The sequence below is a fragment of the Ekhidna sp. genome (genome assembly GCF_965221965.1).
Classification (GTDB): Bacteria; Bacteroidota; Bacteroidia; order Cytophagales; family Cyclobacteriaceae; genus Ekhidna.
On the sequence record NZ_OZ244926.1, the window covers coordinates 1,778,662 to 1,800,391 of the forward strand.

At 42.2% G+C, this 21,730-nt stretch carries 7 protein-coding genes; all 7 read right to left on the reverse strand.

What is annotated here, in order from left to right:
• Window positions 1-103: 103 nt before the first annotated feature.
• Window positions 104-10,048, reverse strand: a complete 9,945-nt coding sequence (locus ACOQON_RS08600; RefSeq protein WP_420578515.1) for a T9SS type A sorting domain-containing protein — start codon at window positions 10,046-10,048, stop codon at window positions 104-106.
• Window positions 10,045-10,878, reverse strand: coding sequence for a hypothetical protein (locus tag ACOQON_RS08605; protein ID WP_420578516.1), 834 nt, complete (start codon window positions 10,876-10,878; stop codon window positions 10,045-10,047). The genes ACOQON_RS08600 and ACOQON_RS08605 overlap by 4 nt, the downstream gene beginning before the upstream one ends.
• Window positions 10,879-11,057: 179 nt before the next feature.
• Window positions 11,058-12,443 carry a delta-60 repeat domain-containing protein gene (locus ACOQON_RS08610; protein WP_420578517.1) on the reverse strand — a complete coding sequence of 462 codons (1,386 nt, stop codon included), beginning with the start codon at window positions 12,441-12,443 and terminating at the stop codon, window positions 11,058-11,060.
• Between the two features lie 3 nt (window positions 12,444-12,446).
• Complete coding sequence (locus tag ACOQON_RS08615) at window positions 12,447-13,562, reverse strand: outer membrane beta-barrel protein (protein ID WP_420578518.1); 1,116 nt, start codon at window positions 13,560-13,562, stop codon at window positions 12,447-12,449.
• Between the two features lie 9 nt (window positions 13,563-13,571).
• Entirely contained in the window at window positions 13,572-16,865 is a 3,294-nt protein-coding gene (locus ACOQON_RS08620; RefSeq protein ID WP_420578519.1) for a High-affnity carbon uptake protein Hat/HatR, read from the reverse strand.
• Entirely contained in the window at window positions 16,865-18,379 is a 1,515-nt protein-coding gene (locus ACOQON_RS08625; RefSeq protein ID WP_420578520.1) for a DUF4062 domain-containing protein, read from the reverse strand. Before ACOQON_RS08625 ends, ACOQON_RS08620 begins: the two co-directional genes overlap by 1 nt.
• A 75-nt stretch (window positions 18,380-18,454) precedes the next feature.
• On the reverse strand, window positions 18,455-21,712 hold the full coding sequence (locus ACOQON_RS08630; protein WP_420578521.1) for a cyclic nucleotide-binding domain-containing protein: 3,258 nt from the start codon (window positions 21,710-21,712) through the stop codon (window positions 18,455-18,457).
• Window positions 21,713-21,730 lie beyond the last annotated feature (18 nt).

A 21,730-nucleotide genomic window follows, 5' to 3' on the forward strand; every position in this document is an offset into this window, starting at 1 on the left:
AATAGACGAAAACCGGAAGATGCCGGAATAAATTCGGCATAGGTATAAAGGAAAAGCCCCTGATGAATGATCATCAGGGGCTTTTTTAATTCCCTACTATTATCTAGTGTATCACCATGATACGCTTGGATTGTCGCTTACTATCCTCTGCATACAGGTGGATGAAGTACAATCCGGAAGGCATCTCGCTGGTCTGTACCGTCATCGTCTTCGTGCCTTTATCCAGCTGACCTTTTAACACTTCCCTACCTGCCTGATCAAAAATCACCCAGTCGGTTTGTTCCCTCAGCACCTCTGCAAATTCAACCGTCACTTCTTTATCTGCCGGGTTTGGATAAAGCGAGAAATCAGTAAGTTCCTCTGCACCTAAAGCTAATTCTGTATTTGGGTTGCTAATACCCAATACAGCAGACTGAAGTATTTGCTTAGTATTCAGGTTTTGAACATACGCAACGACGGTTAGTGTATCCATTACATACATATTGGATATTGGCCAGGTCATATCCTCAATACTAAACCCATCGCCAATAGCAACAGTTCCTTGTTCAAACTGTCCCGCTGGACTAGGTAGCATTTTTCGAAGCACGTTGGTAATCACATCACCATTCTGGTACACACCAATTCGTTCTATGTCTGTTCCCACAACAATTTCTGGTTCCAGAATAGCGAGGAATAACCCAAGTTTTGTGTCCCGATTTGGGAACTCTGAAACGGCTGTAAAATCTGCTCCTACAGTTAAGACATTTTCGGCATCTATAGAAGCATTGATCGCAATATCAAACCCTGGATTCACAAGCTTGGCATTAGTTAGCTGCGCAGAAACACTTCCATTCAATTGTGCAGCATTATTTATTAATTGAGCATCTCCGGCTATAGCCACACTAGGAATATTTTCGATACCGTAATAAGAGCTTCGCGCTCCAGGTGCAGATACATTTCGCTGATTCAATACATCTTTATTTGAGCCATTATTCGCAAAGTCGGTAAAATAGTTGATTCTCAAAACATCATTCCCATTGAAAATCGGCGCATTATCGATCAACCCGTTTATGTTGTAACTCGATTGACTGAGCGTTGAAGAAAACTGCTCAACTAGCACTACCTGCTCTCTTTCGTAAATCTGAAGTAGATCAAAAGCAAATCCATTGCTCAATTTGATTCCCGGCTGAGCCCCCAGCGCAAACCTAAACCTTACATATTCTTCCTGTCCAACTGGAATCGCCAATGGAGCTATGGCCTCCTTCCAGTCACTATCTGATGCCCATCCATTGATATCAGGATTAGACGCAGTAGACAGTGGACCAGGAGATTGTGTTCCAGGTGATCCCAAAATCGAATTGTTATTATACCAACCCGGAGTTGATTTTAGTCCCGGAGGCTGAGCATCATCAAAACCACCCACATTCACCCAGGTTCTGCCATCATCCACAGACATCTGAAATACAACACCATCACGATCAGAATCAAAGTTCTCGTACCGTAAGAAACTAACTGTTGGAGAATTAATATTTCTCAAGTCAAATGAAGGTGAATAGACAAAGGAAACTTCTGAAGCCTGATATCCATTAGTATAAACAGCATTGGCACCATCATAGGTTGTTCCGGCTGTCGAGTCAGGAACATTTGTTCCAATTTCCCATGAAGTAGTTAGTGTGTTTTCTTTCCCATCCAATGATAGTGTTTCAATGGTCCAGCCGTGTGGTCCTTCAAAATCTTCAGTGTAAGAAGTAATACTGGCATTGTGTTCAATAATTTCAATATTCCTCACCCCATACTCAATTTCCGAATCCACCTCACATCCTGCCGTGGTTCTCATCAGCACACGAACTGGGTAGCTACCTGGCGTTCCAAAACTATATCCCGGAGAACCTGGGTTGTAGTTATAATCAATGGGGAACGTAGGAGTTGTATTTACAAACTGAGAAACACCGTTTACGAAAAACTCCACATAATTAACATCTCCATCAGGCAACCCTGGGTTATCTTCTGTAATTCTAAAATCAGTACCTGAACTAATTCCTGCAGTTGTTCCTACCCATGATACAGATGGTGCTGGAGCCTCACCCACAGTAATAGTTTGACCTATGACAGAACTCTGACACATCGTTGCGTAATCGCTTGGATTACCATCTCCTATATATGTTACAACAACACTAAACTGTGCCGAAGTTAAAGTCCCAAGGTTGTAAACAAGAGTATCTCCACCTGCTGTCCCATCAAGATTTTGTACCTCAGTTGTTCCTACTCTCCAGATAAAATTATAGGCATCTTTTCCTTGACCTAAATTATTTGGAGCCATTTCCACGAAGAGTTTAATATCTGTTTCCGCACAAGTACTAGCTGATTTTATTTCATTATCAACTATCTGTGGCAATGGGTTTACCCTTACTAACAATGAGGTGTCTCTTTGACAACCTTGAGCATCATTAAATAAATAAGTAATTCGATGGGTAGAAGGTTCAGCAAAAGGTGTTGTAGGTGAAGCTCCACCATGAAAAGCATCATGTGCTGATTTAGGGGTGAATTCTGCTTGATTGTTGCCTACATTTTGCAATCCTCCTCCAACATTACTAGAAAAGCTTCCTGTTCCAGTAAGTGTATTAATAGCTACTCCGTTGGCTACATCATAACCCAAAATGTCAAATGTCAGATCATCATAACAAAACTCTTGATCATCAGTGTTATTCCCGCTTATCAAAAGTGACACATTAGGATCAGGGTATATGGTTATATTATTTATTATCTCCTTTATACAATCTGTATCCGGGTCTTCATAAAATAAGACTATTTGAATGCTTGAGCTCACCCCTCCAACGATATCTCCATTTGCATCCGGAGCATTACCGGTAACAGTTTCATGCCACCCCTGAAAGTCTGTAAATGGTTCACCTGCAGCTCCGGAATAATCAGAATCTATCACAGCCAAAGTAGCACCATTTCGAATCTCGTAACCTATGATATCCGGATCGGAAACATCAACAAATCCTCCCCCATCATCTGCTTGTAGATTCAACTCAAAATCTGTGTCTTCTGTACAAAAAGCATCTCCATTATCCAGATTGGAAATATCTAAATCATCTTGTTCTTCAAATCTTACTCTTAGAATTGTGGATTCTCCCTCGACACCTGAATAAACTCCTGGAATAATGTCTGTGACCTGAACAACTTCAAAGCTTATAATTGTTGCTGACCCAATACTTTCAAGGTCCAACTGATCAAAGGTTACACTATCCCCGGTCACCTTAAGTGAGCCACGTGTGCTTGTTCCAAAATTATATTGGTACCAATTAAACTGACGATCTGATTCCAAACCTCCTGCATTAATATATTCATCCTCGACAGTCTTTAATGCAGCATTAGGATTAATAAGGTCAATACAGACAAGGAAATTCGCATCACCAGAACCCATAGGATCTGTCGGATAGTCGGATTGAAAAATCCCTGAATTGTCAGAAACAATTTGTGGTGCCCTTTGCCTTGCATGAACTGTGACCGAAACTTCGGTACCATCCGCACTTTCACACCCGTCAAAACCTCTATCTAAATCACGATTGACTGTTCTTGTAACGTAATAATTATAAATATCATTTTGATAAGGTGTACCCACCGTTGTAACAAAAGAAGGAGTTGCTGTATTAAGAATCGCCTGAGTCATAGATCCAGCATTCCCGAGAGTTGAAATGACTGTACTTGGAGGAGGACCTTCATTTTGATACCATGTATACTGATTTGCTAATCCATTTGCATGAACGATATTTGAAAGCACACCGCCCTCGGAAACATGAAAATCAGTTCTATTTGCCTGAAAATCTGCTGCAGATACTACCGTTGGCTCTTCAAATCCAAGAACATATATTTTAATTGCCTGACCTCCACATCCCGTGAAATTGGATGCACCATTATTTACCTCTTCATATTTAGTAATGGTATAAACATAAACGTCACCGTTACTTAGTGTAGGTATGGGAATGTCTATCGGATTGGCTCCATCGTCTGGTATTCTAGTAGGACCAACAGTCGCTCCAACCGTTCCAGTGATACCACCGCTACTAGACACAATTGCATTGGTATACGACTGTCTAACTACCTCGTACTCTTCATCTGTACCTAAAGCTTCCATTTCGAAACTACCAGGTGAGATTGTACCTCCATTGCTGGCACAGTATTCCAACCAATTTATCCCATTGAAAAGAGTCGCGTCTGCATCTGTAATAGTTGGAGTTGCAGGAGTTGCATAGACAGTGGTAGTAACCTGAGTCAGTTCTGACTCACAACCATCCACTGTAGTTGTAAAGTAAATTGTAACCGATTGTTGGGCAAGGGCCCTAAATGAAGCTGCGGTAACATTCAAGCCAGCTTCCAGCGCATTAATTGAGTTACCGGTTTTCAGGATTATGCTTTTTGCTGGGTCCGCGTACCATGTGATAGTTCCAACAGTGGGAGTTACAAAATCAGGAATCGGATTTCCAATACAATACTCTAAAAGATACTCATCCGTAGCAACCTGCCCTGTTGCACCACCCGGATTTCCAGTCAAATCCAATGTCGGTGGATTTGGTTGAGGGTATAATTGAAATATATAGGATGCAGAGTTCACCAGATTAAGCGGCCCCACTTGCTCGGTAAAGTATGTGATTCTGTAGGTTCCGGATTCATCTTCAACGAGGTAGTCGTCTCCATCCTGATCCGGGTTTTTAGGATCGAATGTATTCGAGACACCAAGTGGAGCTATACTACCTATCATTGAAGCTGTAAAGTTCAATGAGTCAGGATTACTAAATGATCCATCTGCAGAATACTCAAGTAAATAACCATTAGTAATTGCACCCGATAAAAGTGTTGTATCAGGTCTCCATTTTTCATTGTTATCTAGTAGATTGTTTTTTGAGAAGCCGGAAGTATATGACCCATCTCTATTCAATGTAATAGCATCATCATATACACAATATTGAGCCGATAGATTTGTGATCTCAATTCTCGGAACATCATAAACAAAGACATAATCATATTCTACATTTTGAGATCCATCCGGATATCTTGATCTCCTATACATTCTGAATACCGTTCCTCCACCTGGGCCTAATGTATTAATTGGTACTGGTGTGGTTCCTCCATTATCCAAACTATCAATGCTAATAGCAAAATCATCGGACCATGGATACGCACCACCCAACTCCTCTGGTCTGAACCAACCAAATGGAGAAACGTCATTTACAACCCATTGCCAGTATACGCCCCAATCATATTGTGCATCTGTCATTGGATCAGGTCCATAGATAGTAGGATCCAAGTTAAGTTGATATGGCAAATCTGAGACCGCTAAATTCTCTGGTGCCTGAATGAAGAATTCTGTTTCGGGGTTAACTGTAAATAATACCGTAATAGTCTCACTCTCACCAGTAGTATTGTTAGTTACCGTGTAGGTGATTGGGTGGACTTCCGGTCCTCCAAGACCATTATCGCCAGCAATTCCAGGATTGAAAATTCCTAACATAGGATCAGAGCCACCACCTTGAACTGATAATCCATTTCCACTCAAACTAACCGTGTGACCAGCAGGTTTGCTAATAAATATTGTATCCTGATCATCCGTTACTGTAAAATTCCTATCAACAAATGTTCTTTCATCATTGTCAGGATGCACATCGTCGTACACTAATACATTGAATAACAAAGCAGCACTTTCACACGAACTATTATCTATGGTGATATTATAGGTATATAGTCCTGGGGAAGTAGCACCCAAGTCGGTGTTGCTGTTTACTTCTACTGTTCTATCAGGTGTAGGATCAACATCACCAAAATACCAATTACTTGTATTTCCAGTTGCATCAGCAATTAGATTGAATGGTAACAGTGTACTGGAAACACCTACTGCATTCGTTGTAGTGGTCCCTGAAGCAGCACTTGTTTGTCCATCAAATGTTTCGCTAGCTACAACTGTTCCTGAGGTCAGGTACATATCAAATGAGGTTCCTGTATTGGTTCCAGAGACCATAGTTCCAGTGGCTCCTCCAGAGAATACAAAATCCTCACCATCTGTAAAAACTGGACCAAGAGAGTAATTAATCGTTACCCTGGGTGTATAACTAGCACTGAAAGTGGTAATAGGTGTTCCCGGATCAGTGGAAGATTCAAGCGAAGTGATTGGTGAAGGACCATCAGTACTTGACATAGTTGCGTAGGTGTCAGTTCCAGACGTAATAGCTAAGTCTCCACCTGTTTTTTCCATGGCGGCAGTTGCTGAGGCCGGGCTAACCGCCCGGATAGAAAAATCATCTATCGTAATGTCATTGTCCTCACTATTTGCTACTCCCGCATTCACATCAAGATCAAGAGAAAATGAAGTAGTACTTAAGAATCTTGATTGTCTGGTATCTATAACGGTCTCCTGATCTACTGTAATACCGGAATTAGTAATGTTGATAGTAGGAAAAGCCGTCACGTCAAACTCAAAGCCTTCAGGTAGGGATAATATAATATTACCTGAGGCCGCAATGCCATTATCCACTGTTTCATTAATTTGAATGGTACCGAGTGTCTGGTATCCTGCCCCAACACATCCAGTTAGTTCAGTCGGAGCAACAATTGCAACCCCTCCATTCACATTCAATTCATTGCTTGTAGCATCTGTACCAATATTAGCACTTTCATCAATGGTGGTCAATATCACATCATAAGAACCAACAGCCAGTGGGTTTGTCAAGGATCCTGCATTCAATGTCCAGTTTCCACCACCATCTATACTAGATACCGGAACTGTATTACTTCCTACTGATACCAGTATTGTCGCATTGATATCATCAATAAACCCGGTAATTTGAGGATTATTGGAAGTAGTATTAATTGGATCTGTAACTGTTGAATAAGGAGCTGCTCTATCTAATGTGTTAGTAAACAACTGTGCTATATTATTCGCAGCTCCAGCTGTTTGATCTTCCAAAATATCTGCAATCACACTTACGTTGAAGGTAACATCTGTATCATAAACACCAGCGCCCGCAATTTCAGTAATTCCTAAATTGATAGTCTGTGCATTGCCATCAAATGAAATACTACCGTCCGTAGTGTATGGTGCACCGAGTGTGAAACTTCCAGCCGCAATTGCAATATCGTTGAATGGCTCTGAATAGGTAATTAAAAGCTCGTCAATCTTACCATTCAGGTCAGTATCTTGAGTTTCCGCTGAGAGTATAACTGGTCCTGCTGCATCAGTTGGAGTGATTGACCCCCCAACGAATAAATTGCCACTTGACAAATATGGTGCCAGCACTTCTGCATCATCCTCTAAGGTTCCAGCTGTATAAACCAAATTACCAACGACAGCAGTACCTGTGTAACTGTCAAAAAGTAGTCGGAACGTATCATCATTTGAGGTGCTACCAGTATCGAATCCACTTGGAACGATGGAATTAAATTGAAAATCAGAAAGTGTCACTGTGGCATCTTCAATACCATCCGGCATAACCACTTCAACTTCATCGATATTTCCATCCCCATCCACATCATATGCTGTAGCAGTAGCATTACCAAAATCCTGTGCTACCTGATCTGGAAGAGTGAATACAAAAGTATAACTACCCACCATCGTAGCTGCACTATTTCGACCATTGATTTTACCTGATGCAGCATTTGCAGGGCCGAAGGTATACGTTTCTTCACCCGTCCATGGTCCGTTATCTATGTCGTTAAGATAAAAGCGATATTTAGAACCATCGTAATTTGTAATGTTATTCGCGTTGTTGGTGCTGAACCGGATTTCCTTATCCTCATCGGTAGCCCCCCCTGAACCATTATCGCCAGCTCTTAACTCTATATCATCATTAGAATCAGAGTTCACAAATACAGTGGAGCCGTTTGCATTATAAGTAGCACATAAATCATCATTATTGTCGCATAGCGCTGTTCCATCTGTCCAATTGGCTTGTTCGTAAATACCATTGTCTGAATTGGCCAACCGAATTGACTTGTCCGTGGCACTTCCATAAACACCATCAGAGAATTCCAACTCTATATATCCTTCAAAATTAGCAGGGGCAGAAGTGGTGACCCATATCGCATCCACGATGGTAACTACGTTATTAACGTCGTTTACTTGTACGTTACCAGTACTCTCTCCATCGCCTAGAGGGTTACCCATCAAATCTTCTAGCGTTGTACCGTCAGTATCAATCACCACATTATCACCAGCATCATATGTAGATGGAACAGGTAGTACCGTCATCGTGAACTGAATTGTATCTTCCGAACTGGCAAGCGCTTCACCTAATGCATTATTTATTCCATTTATTGACACTGAAGTAGGCGCAGTGGCATTCGCCTGGTTCTCATTAAAATCTCCGAGTGTTGGTGTTCCACCCCCTACTTGCTGAATGGTCTCTGAATAAACAACCTGAATAAAGGCGTTCGTAGGTTGGAGTGAAAAGTCATAAAGAACCGGTGCAGCGCCATCGGTAGTGCCAGTAAAGTCCTGAGCAACAGTCAACGAATTATTTGATACTGCTAAATCTTCAATATCTGCAACCCCAAGATTAATATCAGGCGTTACTCCTGTATCCGGACTCCCTCGTTCTGTCAATGTAATAGTTGCACCATTTGGTGAATTGAATGCTACAGATGAAACTACATATGTGTAGGCACCATCTGTTACGATAAAGTCATCTGATCCACCGTCAGTATCAAGGGTAGCACCATCGATATCTTCAGAAAAAGTCACCGTCATTCCATCAATCTCACCATTTCCATCATCTGCCGTTATTGCTGAAATAATTGCAGGCGGAGCAAGATCAACAGGTGTAAAGGCATTACTCCCAGCAAGGTTTCCAGCTTCATCTGCTAAGGTTCCTGCTGCATATGAAACTGTCTTAGCTGTTGTCCCTAATATCGGAGTTGTAAGTATTAGCGTAATGAGATTATCGGTAAGATTCAAATCTTGCCCATTGTTTGCCGGCAGTGAAGTGTCAACAGTAAAAGAAGCCCCAGAACCATCAATAGTAAAATGAGCCTGGTTAACCGTTGCTTCATCAATATCTTCGGAAAACACTAATACAATTTCATCAATTGAACCATCTTGGTTTGTGTCAAAAGATCGGGCTTCAGTGAAGGTGGGGTTTTGTGTATCTATGCTAAACAAATCATTTTGATCTGTATTCGTGGCTGTGATTGCATTTCCAGCTAAATCCTGCCCTCCACTTACCAAAACATCAACATCTGCAAGTACTTCATTTGCATCTGCCACATTGTAAGTCACTACAAATGTCTGGTTGTCCGGCCAATTTGTGCCACTCTCTGAGGTCAATGTCGAACTCGGATCTTCACCTCCATTATCAAAACTGATCACCGGATCCTGTGATCCGTCATCGATCATCGGCTCATCAAACGTTACTGTGATATTGAATCCTGTACCTCCAGTATTTGGATCTCCAATCAATGAAATATTTGGAGTGACCCCTGTGATTGAAGGGTTTTGCGTGTCTATGCTAAACAAATCATTCTGATCCGTATTGGTAGCTGTAATTCCATTTCCTACCAAATTTTGCCCTCCACTAACTAATACATCAACATCTGCAATAGCTTCATTTGCATCTGCCACATTGTAGGTCACTACAAATGTCTGGTTGTTCGGCCAATTTGTGCCACTCTCTGAGGTCAATGTCGAACTCGGATCTTCACCTCCATTATCAAAACTGATCACCGGATCCTGTGATCCGTCATCGATCATCGGCTCATCAAACGTTACTGTGATATTGAATCCTGTACCTCCAGTCTCTGAGTCTGTAATTAAAGCAATATTGGGAGTGACTCCCGTGATTGAAGGACTTTGAGTATTAATACTAAACAAATCATTTTGATCCGTATTCGTGGCTGTGATTGCATTTCCAGCTAAATCCTGCCCTCCACTTACCAAAACATCAACATCTGCAAGTACTTCATTTGCATCTGCCACATTGTAAGTCACTACAAATGTCTGGTTGTCCGGCCAATTTGTGCCACTCTCTGAGGTCAATGTCGAACTCGGATCTTCACCTCCATTATCAAAACTGATCACATCGGCTCATCAAACGTTACTGTGATATTGAATCCTGTACCTCCAGTCTCTGAGTCTGTGATTAAAGCAATATTGGGAGTGACTCCTGTGATTGAAGGGTTTTGTGTATCTATGCTAAACAAATCATTTTGATCTGTATTCGTGGCTGTGATTGCATTTCCAGCTAAATCCTGCCCTCCACTTACCAAAACATCAACATCTGCAAGTACTTCATTTGCATCTGCCACATTGTAAGTCACTACAAATGTCTGGTTGTCTGGCCAATTTGTACCACTCTCTGAGGTTAATGTCGAACTCGGATCTTCACCTCCATTATCAAAACTGATCACCGGATCCTGTGATCCGTCATCGATCATCGGCTCATCAAACGTTACTGTGATATTAAATCCTGTACCTCCAGTCTCTGAGTCTGTGATTAAAGCAATATTGGGAGTGACTCCTGTGATTGAAGGTGCTATACCATCACTTATTGTTTGCCCGGAAACCCCTGCATTTAAATCTGCGGTAGAAAAATCTTTAATGGTGCCTGCTCCAACTACCAAACCGGAAGATGTGAAATCAGCACTTACTGGAACTGTCAAGGTAACAGTCACGGTGCTGCCCGCAATAGAGGCTGTTGCTCCTGTTTTGTCTACTCCAGTGGCACTAAAAGCAGTTATGAAATCTGCAGAGGTTGTCGCAAAATCGATTGGAATATCATAAACAATATCAATTGTCGTGGTTGACGTTGTAGTTGCTGATTGAAAAACAGGAACAGTTGCAAAAGCTGCCGAAGAAATAAAAATTCCTAAAACAGTGAAAAGGGTGGTAAGCCAGTTAATCTTCTTCATAGTCGAGTCTTTAAGCGTGAACTTCCTCATGGCTAATTGGTGAAAGGTGTTTGGAGCTATTAAATCCAATGTAATTTTCTAATTGTAATCTTCTTTTAAAAACAATAAATCCATTTTTCGATATAGTCTCAAAAAATGGAGATAAGCTTTTGCCAAGCTTAAATTGTACTTTTCCGTGCCTATTGATCCAATGACCCATCCTTATTGAGTTTTATAATGGATATCAATCGAACTCCTCCTCCAAAATCAACATTTGACACAGCGACGATCTTTCCATCCGGTAAAGTCACCGCATCTACTATTTCGTCATTCCCATCTGCCAGGCCAAAATAGGTTTCGGCTCCTGCAATCGGAGTGGCGGACTGATCAAACTTGGCAAACATTCCTTCCCCACTTCTGGAAAGATTATTTGATGAGAAATTGGGGTATTGCCCCAATAATACCAACGAGTTATCAGAGGCTTGAACAATCCCGTTTCCGACAGTTTGCAAACTGTTATTATCCGTATTGTAAACCGAGCTATCGTGACTATTGGCACTAAGAAACACGCCGCTATTGCTAAGATTCATTACGAAAGCAAAATCCTGATCATTCGAAGTAGATGACGTTCCTGATAATGAAAAACCAAATGTGGTTTTTATAGCATCAGTAACAACCTCATTGTAGATCACATTGCTGGATGGATCATCTAATCCATACGCGGCGAAATTGACCGGAGTTCCATTCGGGTCGGTTTCCAGATAATACGCATTTGTACCATTGGATCCTCCATTTTCTCCCAATTGACTAGGTGTATTGCTATAACCCAACATCACAATATTTCCTGATGGTTTTTCGAATGCCCGTACGATTACATCATTCTCATCATCTCCGGCTACTCCCTGGGTCTGATCGAAGATCACACCATCTGTGAAGTTGAATTTGAAAAAGAAGTTATCAAAATCTGATATTCCACCTCCTCGATCAAACTCTTTTGCACCAACAATCAAGATTGAGCCGTCTGATAATAATATCACATCATTTCCTTCCAGGTCTAGATCTGTATTATCTGGCTGTGATACAAGTGCTAAAAGTGTGTCATTGGCTAAATTCAACTCAGCATCCAGGATACCCAGTGTCAGAATTCGGAAGTCAGAAATATCAAGTGCATTTTCAGAAATAGAAGAAGTACCTACAGTGATAAACCCTCCTCCCGGGATTGGCTCTATTTGCCCGGAAAATTCATTTCCACGGAAATCATCCGGGAGGCCATCTCCTGTAAAATCCCGACCTGTTTGGTTGACAAAACCATAAGAGGTGGAATCAACAAAGTTTCCTTCAAGGTCTACTCTCAGAACAAAGTAATCTCTGTCACCCTCTTCGGTAATCTTAGTTCCGAAAATCACCAGCCCTTCAGCTGTCTCTCCAGTTGCATCGTATACGATTTCAATATCACTGGCTTCATAGCTCGTGAGCTCACCAAAATATTTAATGAATGCTTCATCCGGTTTCGGAGCATTTTCATCTTCAATCTGACATGATACTGCCAATAAAGACACAATGATTATGTGTTTAAAATATCTCATAAACTAGCGGTACTGCTTTCGTTTTCTTGGAATGTAAAGTGAACGGGTATATCCGACTGAAAAAGACACAACATTCAGTGTCAGGTCATCTTCCACATGTCCGATACCAAAATTCACATCATTGTTCGCCCAGCGGTTATCCGGGTTGATATAATTGAAAAGAGAGTTATCATATCTTAGCTCAAAAGAAAGGAAATCCACCTCAGATCTACCTACTCTTAACCTGACACCCAATCCGGCCAAAATGGACACATTGGTATTAGCAACCTGATCATTTGACTTCAGGTCTGCACTTTCATCCGGTAAAGTATAGGCCGTTCCTCCTGTTCTACTGGCATCAATGTATTTGGCTTGCAGCATCATGTCAAAGGAGCCTCCTATGAAAACATAGGGAAGCATCTTGATCCGGTTGCCGTTATCGTCCTTCTTCGAATAGTTTAAGCTATACCGAACTAATAGCGGAACCCGAAGCATGTTACTGGTATTTTTTGCCACATAGTTTAGATCCGTTTCAATCAGGTCTCCTTCGATTTCATATGAAGCGATTCGGTATTGCAAACCAGCAGCCACCTCTATCCCTTTCGATAAATGCCTTTCTGCAAGTGCTTCAACCCAAAATCCAATGCCCGGACCTGTATTGTTTCCATCCTGATTGTATCGCTTACCTCCTGATTGGAAAGTATTGAAACTTTGCATGACGGAGGGCAGTGACTTATTCACTCCTCCTCTCACCGCGACCCTTAAAATCGGTTCGGTTTTGAACTTATCCTTTAAAAGATAAAGCTCTGCGGGATCTTCCGGAGATAACTGGTGCTCTTTATCCACTTTCAAAAGCTCAACAAACATCTCCTCCGCTTTTGCTTCATCATCCTGAAACAAATAGGCTTTTGTCAAAAGCTTGTAAGCCCTGATCCGCTCTTCTATGGTAAATACACCGTTCTCCAAACAGCGGGTAAAACCACTGTTTTCGGCATTGTATGTATTAATAATATCCGAGAGCCTTCCCTGCTCAAAGGCAAGCTCTGCTTGTGATAATGCCCTCGAACATTGTGTGGAAGATTGGGCCAGCCCCCAATAAGCACAAAGCGATAAAGAAATAGCGATTAGGTGTTTCTTCATAAATGTCTCTTACAATTCCGATCCTCGTTTTGGTAATCCTTCGCAGGTTTCTACATACTCGATATCTTCCGGATCGCCCACGTATTGCCTCCACTCATTATCAGACATGTTTCCGATGGTGATATGCGAGCAAATTTCCTCTGCCATGGCGTGAGCCGTCGTAGGATACTTTCTGATGTTTCCATCACCCGCTGCTGTCACAAAGAACTTTCCATCCGGACTGAAGTCGGCATCATTGACCCAGCCTTGTTGTCCAAGTCCCTGGTAATCTTCCAGCACGATTGGTAAGTCGAATAAGTTTTTCATATCCCATACCCTTACCTGGCTATTTCGGGAAGTTCCTAAAATTAATCGATCATTCGGGCTGAATTCAATGTCCGTGATAGGTGCCCTGAATCCGGTAAGCGTAGGTTGTACCTGTTCGTTATTTTCCATATCCCAGATCACGAGACGCCCATCCTCACTACCGTATGCCAGATATCTTCCTCCATTACTGAATGTGACCGCCTGAATGGCACGGGAGGCATTTTTATTGAATCCGGTCTCTCCTTCCTGCGGCTTATTGATAAGCTGTGTAGGACCTGCACTTATATCCGTTAAATCCCACAAATACACATTTCCATCTTCTCCACCGCCTACAAGGGTCTTCGCGTCTTTAGAAAGAGCGATTTTTCTGATCCTGGTCTCTGACCTGGCTAATTCTGTGGACGTTCTGAAATCACTTCTTAAAATGCGATTATCCGCTCCAACCGAGATAAATCCGGAATTATCCGGCAGGAATAAAAGGTCAAATACCGTTCCTCCTACGTGACCATCAATTTTTGTTGGTTGCTGATCTATATCTCGTACATCGAAAAGCAAAATGTTATTCTGATCCGTACCTAATGCCAGGTACCGTTCATTCGGACTAATATTTACCACACGCGCCACATCATCATTCTGGAAAATTTGTTCCCATGCACGGCTCTCCACATTCCATTTGATCACTTCGCCATCCGCATTGGCAGAATACATGTAATTACCATCAGCCGAATACACCACGGAACGTACACCAATCACGGTATTCTCCGAGTTTGGATCCACCGGCTTGTGATAGTGATTGAAAATGGAATCTCCTTTGGCCGGTTCCATTCCGTTATTCACAGCTTCTCGCTCGTACAATCCCTGAAGTGCATTATAAATACCGGCATAGATATCACCATTATAGTCTTTACCTTCATCCTTGAATTCTTCATAGAAAAGATACGCCTGACGTGCCACGATGGCTTTCAGCTCCGCCTGATCCTGATCTTCTGAGAGGATATTCTTGGCCTTGATCGCCATGGATTGTGCCACTGCTTGATAGCGGAGACGGTCTGCATTTTGTCTAGCTAAATCAGCTGCCTTAGCTTGACGATCAGCTTCATCGGCATTGTCTTGAGCTATTTTTGCTTGTCGTTGAGCTTCAGCATTTGCAGATTCAGCTTGCCTCTGGGATTCTAGAGCGGCTTGTCTTTGTTGTTCTGCAATATCAGCTTGTCTTTCAGCATCTAGACGAGCTAATCGAGCTTCTTCTGCTCTCTGTTCTGCTAAAGCCTGCTGGGTAGTTGCGCGAGCCGCGGCTTCAACAGCCAATTGTCTTTGCTTATCTGCCTCCTTTTGTAGTTCAATCGCCTGGTTTCTTTGTTCTTCAGCTTCGACTCTGGCCTTCTCCGCCTCATCTGCTTTAATAAACGAGTAAATCAAGAAACTCAGGGATACCAATACCGCAATGGCTAATACTACCGCAGTGGTTCGCATTCGTTTTACCTGGCGCTTCTGAAGGATTTCTTTGTTGCGCTGCTCGGTCAGATACGCTTTTTCAGAAGTCTCCAGGAACACCATGGTTCGCTCGAAGGCCGGATTGTATCGCTGACCCCAAACGAGCGTCGGTCTGTTTTCTTCTCTCCAGTTCAATGCCAACTGCAAGTCAGGCATCTGCCAGAGACCGGCTTTTCCTTCCTGATAGCGTTCTGCTGCTTCGGATAGTTTAAGGTACATCTCTGCCGCCTTGGATTCTTCATCCAACCAGCGTTTCAAACGCACCCAGATACGCATCAAGCTCTCGTGAGAGATATCAATTACTGTTTCAGATTCCAGCGTCACCCCAAAAGGCGGCATCAATAATGACCGGCCCGGCTCGCGGAACCGTTCTACTACTCTTGCTACCTCATCCTCATTCACTCCGGCAATCGCAGCGATGGTAGCCAGTTTCGTTGGTCGTCTGATTCCCTGGTTTTCATTGCCCTTCTCTGTCAGGGCTTTGAACATCACCTCACAAATTTCTTTTTCTCGCTTACTCAATGAATCAAATGCTTCATTGGCGTGCATGGAAAGCGCCTCTCTGAGCGTACCAATGGAGTTGTAATGTCTCAAGTCCATTGGCTCTCCAACCTTTCTATTCTCGGTCCAGTAAGACCAGGTACGCATCAGGGCGTGCTGAAGAATAGGCAATTGATCAGGGTTGTCACCTACATCATTCAAAAGCTGCTGTGTCAAACGAGGAGCGATTTTACCACCTCCTACTGCTACCGGACCTTCGATCGCGGTACGCTTTTGATCCCTCGTCATTTGCGGAATCAAGTAGTGAGAGTCGTTGATCATTTGGGTCAGATCCGGAAATTGCGCACATTCCCCAATAAAATCCGAACGCATCGTCAATGCGATATAAATGGGTTCATCATATTGATGAACGGCTTCCAAAAGAAGGTTTACAAAAGCTGAGGATTCATCCAGGTCAGAGGTTGCTGATTCCAGCTTACGATAACGGAAAAGTTCTTCAAATTGGTCAACAAGAATCAATACGTTTTCATGATCATCACCTTTCAACTGACGCACCACCTCCACAAGTCCAAGTGAGCTACTTCTTAGAACTGTACTGATGATCGTTTTTCGGATGAGCTTATCTTCCTCTCCAAGATTGGAGTACTCTTTATCTTTGATTAAAAGGGCTTCAGCCATGTTGTCGATCGGACCACCACCTGGTCGGGAAACCACAATACGCCAGTTGGAGCCGGCCTCTGTCATGAATCCTCCATATAATGTCGGGATCAATCCGCAATACATGAGGGAGGATTTACCACTACCGGATGCACCCAGAATAGCAACGAACTTATTTTCGGAGAGCTTGACTAGTACCTCATCACTTTGTCCCTCTCGCCCGAAGAAGAGGTGACTTTCCTCAATCCCGAATGGCCGAAGACCGGGAAACGGGTTGATTAATTGGGTAATGTCAACAATATCCTGGGTCTCTTGACCCTGAACATCAATTTCTTTGTCGCTCATCAGCTTTCTATTTTAGTTAGAAAAGGCTTGAGGTGTTCCGGACTAAATGTTCCTCCGTTATTCCCCAAAACCATAGCGTTGTTTTTCTTATAGTGCTCCATATCCACATCCTTCTGCCCTTTAAAGTAAACCGCCTTAGCCTCTAACGGCTTTTCACGGCCAAATCCAGGAGCCTTCAGCAGGTCCTGCAGTTTCGTCTTGATCCAGTCCTCAGTGGCCTGACCAAAGTATATAATCGATGCATCGCACCGTCTTAAATTTTCCTGATGGATATATCTTAAATCGACCAGATCTCCTTCGTAACTCGGTGATACCACGTTGAATCCCTTATCTTTCAAATAAGATTGAAGGTCGTCAATGTCATTTACATCACGCTTATCAGCAATCAGATAAATCATTTTGGTCTTCTCATCCTTCTTCTGATCGCTAAGCCCTTTGATATCTTTCCTGATATTGAATCGACCACCGGTTACTAATTCCTCACGAATGATTGTTTTCAGTTCCTGCAGTGGGATTTGCAATACCTCAGCTTCTTCCAGCGAAGCTGCGTCACTTTTCAAATCTTCAATAAATATTTTTTGACGTTCGGTTACGTTCTTCAAATCAGGGGAAACCCATATCAACCGACTGAAAAGCTCTTTTTCACCGTCTTTGGCTTTCTTGTTTTTCTCTACCATTTGATATGTATGATCAGAGGCTACCCTGTTCTGCATATCTACCACGGAAAGCTCTGAGCCCCTTGGCTTATATCCGTAATCTTCACCTACCAGGTGAATAGAAAGTCGACATCTTTCCAGATCATCTCGCACCATTCGATCCAGTGCTTTAGCTTCCTTCGGAAGGCTGTGGTCTGGTAGTACCTTGTATCCGTGTCGGATGAGCTCACGCTTAATAATATCACGCTGGATTACCATGTCTACACCGGTACTTGCCAGATATACTGTTTTTTCTCTTGGTATTGTGTCATATGATCCAGAACCCTCATCCGCTTCTTTTGCATGAAGAACATGGTTGATATCGTAAGCCATATCAACCAGCTTCATCCAATAGCTTCGCTCCGCATCACTTCCAAAAAATCGGGTAAACTCCTGGGGATCACCTGTTAAGGGATCGACAAGGTAAAAATCGTAAGTAAGTAAATCTTCTAATTCCGGTAAATGCTCATCCGGATCGAATGGACGCTTAAGAACTTTGAAAAATCGCGCCACCCCATCTGCAAGAATTCTACCCTGACTTTTCAATTTCTTACCATGCGAATTCAGGGCATTAATAATGACTTTTTCTTTAGCAAGATTGGGTGTTAAAACCGCAAGGATCACGCTGTAGTTATCCAGCTCAGCAGCGGAAAAATCAGATTCGCTGATGAGCTTAATCTCCGGATTCTCCCGCGTGATTTGATACATCAAAGTCGAGAGGAATTTATGAAAGTTGGTTACCCACCCTTTGATGCCTCCCTCTATCTGCGCATCATCTTGTTCAGAATAAATAAGTGCTATGGTTCGGTTACTGCTCATTTGCGCGACTAGGCGGTTTTTATATCGTGAATTAACTTATTTTTTTATACTATCTCAAATGCGTTCGTCGAAATGTTATCCAAATAAAGCGTCTACAATTACAGGTTCGTCCTGATCGATCACCCCGTTCATAATGTCTACCCAGCAATCCAAAATCTCAATATGCTTAGACATTAAATTGATTAATTCTTCTTTTCTCATTAACAATAGCGTGCATTCAGTACGTGCCAATGCTGTATAAGTGAAGGTGTCGGAATCTGTGATACTCTTCTCACCAAAAACCCCTCCCTTTTCACGTTCTGCTACTTTCTGATCGCCTTCATAGATATCTATTGACCCATCCAATACTATGTACATTGGCTCCAAACCACTATCCCCTTCCCTGATGATGGTAGATCCAAGTTTTACCCGTACTTCTTCAAGTGCCTCAGCCATATATGTTATAAGCTCTCCAGGTATTCGCTTGAACACTTCAATTTTTTTCAACTCAATTACTCGCTCAATCAGTAGCAGTTTTTGGTGATACTCCTCATCTTCATGCCTGAATACCGGAGGTAAAATGGCTTTATCCAACTCTTTCTTGGTAATTGGCTTCAAACGTTTTGTATGCGCATGATAAGCTTCTTTATCAAGAAGGTAAATCACATAGGCTGCTGTTTGCAAAAGCAAGGGATCCGGATTGAATAGGTTAGCAATCAGGTCGGCAGTCACGTGATTACTCAACTGACTGAAACGGAACATTGCAAGTGCCTTGGTGTAGCGATTGATTCTGTTATAATCACGATTAATTATCTGCAACAATAAATCATCATAGGAATCAAAATCCTCCGGAGGATAATGATTTTGGAGACGAACTAAACGTTCGTCAATCTTCAATTCATCCATGACTGGGATGAGCTTAGGCTTGAGCTCCTCTTCCACAAAGATGTCCATCATCTCCACAGCGAATGTGATACTCTCAGTTGTCCCATTCTGAATATTCTCCTTCGCAAGAAGTACGCTTTGAGGGTCGTAAATCATCGCCAGAAGCATGAATATATTGTCGTAGTTTTTGACATCCTCTTCCACCATTGCTTCTTTGATAAGATGGTCAATTGGCTTGTCCTCCGTAATATCTAAGGCTGATTTAATATTCCATGCGATATCTCCAATCTCACCTTCTACTGCAATTTTGATCCTAGCGGCTTGGAAATCTCTTGCCACAAATCCAATGTAACTCAGCGATAAAAGGAGCTGCGAAACAATCTTTCTATCAGGATAATCGATCTTCTTCCACAGTAGCTCAGTTGCCCCTCTTCCACCAATCCTTCCCAGAACCTGAATGATTCTGATCATCGTGGCGTGATACTGGCCAGTCTTGTAAAACGCAGTATCTATGGTATGGAAAGCCGCTTCCCCTGAAGCTTTGAGTGCCGACATAGCCACGTTACTGTATGTGGACAAATGAAGGTTTTCGATGAGGATAGGCCAAAGCTCAGGCCTTTTCACTTTGCCTGCGGTAATCATCGCAGCTGATCGAACATTAGGATTAATATCTCTTAGTAGTTCAACAATAAAGGCAACATGTCGATCTTCAGTGGCTTTCACCAAAAGTCTTGCTCCCCTTTCTCTGTCCTCCGCCTCAGTAGACCTTACCAACTCCTTAATTGAGACATCTGTTAAATTGAATTCAGCTGCCTCCTTGAGTTTCTTATAAGTAGCTTTTGCTTCTTTCAGTACATCTTCATTGCCCTCAGTTTTAAGATCCTTCTCAATTATTTCAACCGCCTCCCAACAAAGTCGATCACCTAATTTTTGATATGCATAGCTTCTCAAAATTGGAGACCTGTGATTCAGCAAATCCAACAAAACAAACTCAAACTCTATTGGCTCCAATGTTTCAAACAACCTGAGCGCATTAATGACACGATCAACATCTTTAGATGCCACCTCCTGTTTCAGGATATTAATGGTATTATTCTCATTTCGCTTCCCTTCTCCTTCAAGGTTGGCTTTTTGCTTCTCAAGTGTAGTTTTAAGTGTCTTTTTGTATTCTTCAAAAAGCTTACCGGCCATATAGATAATACCGGCTGCCAACAAAAGAATGAAATATGAGTAGTGAATCAGTTTAAAGAACACCAATAAGCCAAGAGCCATTTGGGCTGCACCTGCTAAGAAAGTGGCCACCTCATTGACCACCCCTTCAATTCGGGTTTGAATATCAAAACGGATCTTGATATCAATCGGAAGAAAGAATAATTTGAACGCTGGGTTTTCCAGAGCATCCTTAAGTGCAGCAGTAAATAGTTTACCAACAGAGATTAGTACGAAGAACATGATGTACTCTGCACTTTTGGTTTCATAACCAAAAATGTGACCGACGATGATTGCACCTACAGTGAAAAGGATCAAAATGAGTGGCATGGTCATTAAAGCCACCTTTAAACCAAACTTTCCAATGATAATATCATTAATAAAACTCTGAATCAGGAATGACACTACGATAACGGTCCCTGAGAAGAATGAAAGAAAGTTTGCAAGGTCTTGCTCCTCCGGATACATAGTCTCGGTAGCGCTCAGGAACGTATAATCCATGAAGACTGCTGCTCCCATCGAAAATATCAGGAAAATAGAAAGCAGTCTCAGGTACTTATCTTTCACCAAGCTGAGAAAGCTCACCTTCTCAACTTCCTCTCCCTGCATGACTTTAGTAGCCTTGTTCAGGTTGTAATTAATGGCCAGGAGAAGGGTGAAAATAAAAACCCCTAATGCAGCGATACCAGACACAAATAGCAAATCGTAGGTTGCATTCATATCAGTAGCAGCTATCAAGAGAGGTATACTAAAGAAAGCAATCATTGTCGCCATCAACTGGCCTGTATCAATACCGCCTATGATTCTTTTACTTGCCCGCAAGTCGAACACCCGGCCGAAAACACCCCAAAATCCTAACAGCGTAATGGAGGTAACCGGTCCAATCATTACAAATAGAATGAATGGTAACAATTGAAACTGACCTGTGACTTCAGTATCATAGCCTATAAACTCAAAGGCTGCCCTTATTCCTCCTATAAATAATAGAATGACAAAAGTTGTGGAGATGACTAAAGTTGAAAAATTGATCTTTCTCTGTAAAAAGACAAACAAAGCGGTTGATACAATCCCTGCTGCACCAGCGGTGAAAAATGCTTGATCTAACCATTCATCACCAAGAACGCTTAGAAATAAAGTTTCAGCTCCAATTTGATAAGTGGCTAGAAGAATACCCATGAAAAAGCCCTTGCCGAGCAAGAGTAGCATTTGCTTATCTTCACCCTCTTCTCCTCCTAAGAACTTTAAGAATGCTTTAACCACAGTGATTGAATTTACAGG

What these genes read in the sequence shown, in the direction of transcription:
- ACOQON_RS08605 (WP_420578516.1), bottom strand. Translation starts at nt 10,878, where the DNA reads ATGAAGAAGATTAACTGGCTTACCACCCTTTTCACTGTTTTAGGAATT.
- ACOQON_RS08610 (WP_420578517.1), bottom strand. Translation starts at nt 12,443, where the DNA reads ATGAGATATTTTAAACACATAATCATTGTGTCTTTATTGGCAGTATCA.
- ACOQON_RS08615 (WP_420578518.1), bottom strand. Translation starts at nt 13,562, where the DNA reads ATGAAGAAACACCTAATCGCTATTTCTTTATCGCTTTGTGCTTATTGG.
- ACOQON_RS08620 (WP_420578519.1), bottom strand. Translation starts at nt 16,865, where the DNA reads ATGAGCGACAAAGAAATTGATGTTCAGGGTCAAGAGACCCAGGATATT.
- ACOQON_RS08625 (WP_420578520.1), bottom strand. Translation starts at nt 18,379, where the DNA reads ATGAGCAGTAACCGAACCATAGCACTTATTTATTCTGAACAAGATGAT.